We start from the raw sequence: 5375 nt of genomic DNA, 5'->3' as shown, positions 1-5375 counted from the left end.
CCGCCGATGCCGAGCACGTGTTCCATGCGCGGCATCGTGACACGCCGCTGCGCACGGGCGCGTTCACACCAACTTGCCGATCTGGCAGGACGCCCTGGGCAAACGCTGACCATTGCGCAGCGTACGTGATCGGACAAAGGCCTATGGAAGTAGTCGATACGGGTTGACATCAATTGGTCAGCCCTGTTTTGTGGCCGCTGCGTTCGTAGGCGAACGCTCGATGTTTCATCTCGCGCGGCCCCACACCGCGTCTTCTTGAGCCCTGGAGGGGTCCTGTGCGCGCTGTTTGGTCGCGTCGTTCGCTGCTGGTCGTGTCGCTGCTTGCCGGCCTGATCGCCCTTGTCGTCACCGGCGCCGCGGCGCCGGCGTCCCCGCCCCGCGGCGCCCTGCGCAAGGCCGCGGTCCCGGCGAGGCGCTCGGGCGCCAAGGTCCTCCGAGAGCTGCCCTCGTTGCGGACCGCGACCGCGCGCACCTACCTGCTCGCCGACGGCACGCGTCGCACGAGCATCTGGTCGCACCCCGTCAACGTGCGCGACGGCTCCGGTGCCTGGAAGGCTGTCGACACGACGCTCCGCGCCGACGGATCCGAGTACCGCACGACCGCCGCGCCGACGACCGTCACGCTGCCCGACACGCTCGACCGGCCCGTGCACGTCGAGGACTCCGCCGGCCGCTCGGTGGACTTCGCGCTGCAGGGCGCAAGCGACGACGCGAGCGCGCAGGTCAGCGGCGACCGTGCGACCTACGACGGCGTCCGCTCCGGCGTCGACGCCTCCTACGCGACCGCCTCCAACGGCGTCAAGGAGACGCTCACGCTCGCCGACGCGACCGCGCCGTCGACCTACACCTTCAACTTGAATCCGAGCGCGGGCCTCACGCCGAAGCTGCGCGGCGACGGCTCGGTCGACCTCACCGACGACCACGGCACGACGCGCTTCACGATCCCCGCCCCGACCGTCCAGGAGCACGGCGCTGCGGCGCCCGTCGCCGCGCACGCCAGGTACGCCCTGTCGGCCGACGGCGGCACGCTGACGCTGACCGTCGACCGCGACTGGCTCTCCCACGCCGCGTTCCCCGTGGCAGTCGACCCGAGCCTGTGGACCCCGTGGTCGACCGACTGCACGATCTCCAACGGCTCGCTGGCCGACACGCCCGACTGCGACGACGTCCACCTGCGCGTCGGCTACGACGGCTCGCACGTCCAGCGCGCGCTCCTGCGCTTCCCGGACGTCGAGACCGCCAACATCCCGGTCAACGCGACGGTCCAATACGCGCAGCTGGGCCTGACGCTCGAGCAGATGTCCAACACGGCCGTGACCCCGCGCCTGGACGCCGCCCCGCTGAGCCACGCGTTCGACGGCGGCGCGACCTGGAACGCCTACGACGGCGTCAACTCCTGGCCGACGCCGGGCGGCGACACCGCGCCGGCCAACGGCCTGCCGCCGATCACCTCCAACCGCGTCGAGCAGGACTTCGTCGGTGGCGGCATCGGCTGGGACGTCACGGCGGTCGCCCAGAGCTGGGTCCGCACGCAGAACGTGCACGGGTCCACCGGCTCCAACGACAACGGCATCATGATCAAGGCCAACGACGAGACGCAGAACGCGCTCGAGACCATCGGCGGCCCTGAGGACTACGACGCCAACCACGACAGCCGCCCGTTGCTGGACATCGACTGGAGGGCGCGCCCCGGCAGCGAGCGCGACCAGTCCTACGAGTCGATCGGCATCGACGACCGCTCCGACCTGAGGGTCAACGTCACGACCGGCAACATGGCGGTCGAGGCCAACGACATCAACATCCCGGGCGTCAACGGCATGGACCTCAACGTGTCGCGCACCTACAACTCCGAGGACGTCAGCGACCAGCACATGCTGGGCTCGGCCTGGACGGAGAGCATCAACGGCGCGGCGCTGAAGATGGACTTCTCGTGGCTCAGCCACGGCCACACGCTGTACGCCAACGGCGGCGCGGTCTACCGCTTCGAGAACACCGACGCCAACATCGACTCGATCGGCGCGCCGAACCTCGCGACGCCCTCGGGCTTCGACGGCAGGATGGTCGAGAGCGCGTCGACCAACGGCGTGACCGTGACCTGGCCCGACGGGCGCGTCTGGACCTACGGCGACGACCTCGACGGCTACCACCAGGCGCTCACGCAGATCAAGGACGCCCACGGCAACACCATCACCCTGCACTACACCAACGAGGCCGACCCGACGACGCTGTCGTCGATCACCGACTCCTACGGGAACACGCTGACGGTCAACCACAACGCCGGCGGCGTGATCACCAGCATCACCGACGCGCAGGGCCGCAGCTGGAGGTACGGCCTGACCGGCACCTGGCACAACCTCGACTCCTACACCAACCCCGACGGCAAGATCACGAGGTACACGTACGACACCTCGCATCCGGCCGACATCTGGGACTGGATGAACAAGATCACCGACGCCCGCGGCCACGACATCCAGATCGGCTACAGCGGCGCGACCGGTGACTGGCAGCAGGTCACCTCGGTCACCCGCGTGGTCGACGGCGGCGCCAACGACGTCAAGTGGCAGTTCGACTACGCGCCGGCCGACGGCTTCGGCCACTCGTGCTCGGACACGACCAACGGCCGCACCGTCGAGACCGACCCGCGCGGCAAGCTCACGACCTACTGCTACAACGCCGATGGTCAGGTCGTCGAGACGTGGGACGCGCTGAGGCGCAGGCAGCAGCAGGCCTACAACGCGCAGGGCAACGTCACGAGCGCGATCAGCGCGGCGGGCGGCACCGGCAACCCGCTGGCCTTGTCCTACACCAACGACGCCAACCACAACCTCTACAGGGGCGACGAGCCCTCGGGCGCCTCGTTCGGCCTGACGTACTGCCAGAACGCGGGCGGGAGCAACGGCTGCGCCGACGGCGTCGCCGGCTCGATGGCCGAGCACAGCGTCTCGCAGGTCACCGACGAGCAGGGCACCAGGAGCGACTTCGACTACAACGCCACGGGTGACCTCACGCGGGTCATGGCCGACACCAGCCCGACGGTCGCGGGCCTCGCGTTGACCTACAACACCGACGGCACCCTCGCGACGTCGAGGGACGGCAACGGCAACACGACGACCTACAGCTACACGGGCCACAACCTCACGACGATCGCGCCCCCGGGCGGCGGCGTGCTGCTCGGCAACACCACGTTCACCTACTACCCCAACAACAAGGTCAGGACGGTCACCGACGGGCTCGGCACGACGGCGACCTTGGTCTACGACGGCGAGGACCGCGTCACGTCCGTGACGTACTCCAACGGCAAGTCGTACACCATCACCTACGACAACGACGGCAACCCGACGGCGCGCGTCGAGAGGAGCGGCGCGACGACGGTCAACACGACGTCCTACACCTACGACAACCTCAACCGCCGCACCGGTGAGACGTTCCCGGGGTCGCTGACGAACGGGTACGGCTACGACAAGATCGGCAACCTGACGTCGCTGACCGACCCGATGGGCACGACGACCTACGCCTACGACGACATCAACCGGCTGACCTCGATCCTGTCACCGAAGACCGGCACGGCGAACTGCTCGACCACGCCGGCCAGCTGCGACGCGATCGGCTACGGCTACACCGACCTCGGCGGGTCCTCGTCGGCCAACGGCGGCGCGGTGTCGCGCCAGACGGCCACGTTCCCGGGGGCGAACCTGACGGAGATCCTGCAGGCCGACGCCAACGGCGCCCCGACGAGCATCGCGGTCAAGAACCACGCCGGGACGGTGCTCCAGGGCTTCTCCTACACCTACCAGCAGTCGGGCGGCAGGGAACAGGCGCTGGTCTCGAAGGTCGTCCAGCAGCCGGGCACCTCGACGACGGCCTACAGGTACGACAACACCAACGCCCAGACGACCGGGGCGCTGACGAGCGCGATCACGACCAACAGCGGCGGCACGCAGACCGACAACTGGGGCTACACCTACGACAGGGCGGGCAACCGCGTGACGCGCAGGCACACGGTCAGCGGCACGACGACGACCACGACGTACGCCTACAACGCGGTCAACGAGCTGTGCTGGGCCTACACCGGGACGAGCGCGAACGCCTGCGGGACGCCCCCGAGCGGCGCGACGACCTACGCGTTCGACAGGGCGGGCAACCAGACGACCGGCAGCAACACCTACGACGCGCTCAGCCGAGTGACCGGCACCAGCGGCTCCGCGTCGTTGAGCTACCTGACGCCGGGCCAGCAGGAGCTCGTCGGCTACGGCAGCAACGCCTACCACAACGACCTCCTGGGCCTGACCCGTGAGATCGTCGGCGGAGCGACGACCGGCTACACCCGGCAGCCCGACGGCACCCCCGTCGCGCAGCGCAGCGCCACGACGAAGCAGTACCTCTTCGCCAACAACGTCGGCTCGATCACCGCGCTGGGCGACGACAACGCCAACAGCCTGACCCGCACCTACTCCTACGACCCGGACGGCAACCGCACGTCCACCGGCACCGGCACCGGCACGGGCGTCGTCACCGACCTCGGCTTCGACGGCGGCCAGCTGCTGCCCAACGGGACCTACCACTACGGCGCCCGCTTCTACGACCCGTCGATCGCCCGCTGGACCCAGCAGGATCCGCTGAGCCTGGTGGCCAGCCAGCAGAACGCCAACCGCTACGCCTTCGTCGGCGGGAACCCGGTCAACTACGTCGACCTTGCCGGCTACGCCTCGGACGTCGCCGAGTGCGGCGTCGGCGCGGCGACCGGCGCGGCGGGCGGGGCCGCCGAGGGCGGCTGGGTCGGCGCGGTCGGCGGCGCGGCGGAAGGCTGCATCACGTCGGTCGCCTGCAAGAAGGGCGGCGAGGCTGTCCACAGCGAGACGGCCGGCGCGCTCTGCTCGGTGGCCACCGGCTACAACGACGTGCGCAAGGTGGCCGAGAAGCCGGCCAAGAGGCTGATCGACTCGGCGCTCGACTCGGTCGGACTGTGAGAAGCTCCGTGGCGATGACCGATCATCACGGCCGACGCGACGGGGAGCGCTCCGCGTGAGCTGGATCGCGGGGCGCTACCTGATCCTCGGGGTCCTGCTCGTCGTCATGCTGGCGGTGCAGGCGTGGTCGGTCGTCGCGCTCGTCGTCGTCAGCCTGCTGATCAACGTCGCGCTCGACGCGTGGTTCCGGAGCCGGCGTGATACTGGCCACTGACTGGAGCGTGGTGGGGATCGGCCTCGGCGCGCTGTTGGCCGTCGTGGTCGCCGTCGTCAAGGCGCTCGTCGACCGCTACCGCGCCTGACGGGCTACGCGGGCTGCCACAGCTCGATCCGGTTGCCCTCCGGATCGGTGACCCAGCCGAAGCGGCCGACGCCGTCCATGTCCTGGACGTCGTCGGCCACGTCGGC

At 69.7% G+C, this 5375-nt stretch carries 3 protein-coding genes; 2 read left to right on the top strand and 1 reads right to left on the bottom strand.

Going from position 1 to position 5375, the window contains the following annotated elements:
• Positions 1–311 precede the first annotated feature (311 nt).
• Both H030_RS0127985 and H030_RS39445 read left to right on the top strand, forming a co-directional pair.
• The gene (locus tag H030_RS0127985) at positions 312–4967 is read left to right on the top strand and encodes an RHS repeat-associated core domain-containing protein (protein ID WP_027008558.1); all 4656 of its coding nucleotides are present in this window, start codon (positions 312–314) and stop codon (positions 4965–4967) included.
• Between the two features lie 55 nt (positions 4968–5022).
• Entirely contained in the window at positions 5023–5181 is a 159-nt protein-coding gene (locus tag H030_RS39445; protein ID WP_155892329.1) for a hypothetical protein, read from the top strand.
• 92 nt (positions 5182–5273) lie between these two features.
• Here H030_RS39445 and H030_RS40740 read toward each other — a convergent pair.
• The coding region (locus tag H030_RS40740; RefSeq protein ID WP_035130592.1) for a glyoxalase at positions 5274–5375 on the bottom strand (102 nt) is incomplete at its 5' end.

The organism is Conexibacter woesei Iso977N (genome assembly GCF_000424625.1).
In the GTDB taxonomy this organism is placed as follows: domain Bacteria; phylum Actinomycetota; class Thermoleophilia; order Solirubrobacterales; family Solirubrobacteraceae; genus Baekduia; species Baekduia woesei_A.
Note: the sequence above shows the minus strand (reverse complement) of the source record. Positions and strands in the feature narration are given on the sequence as shown.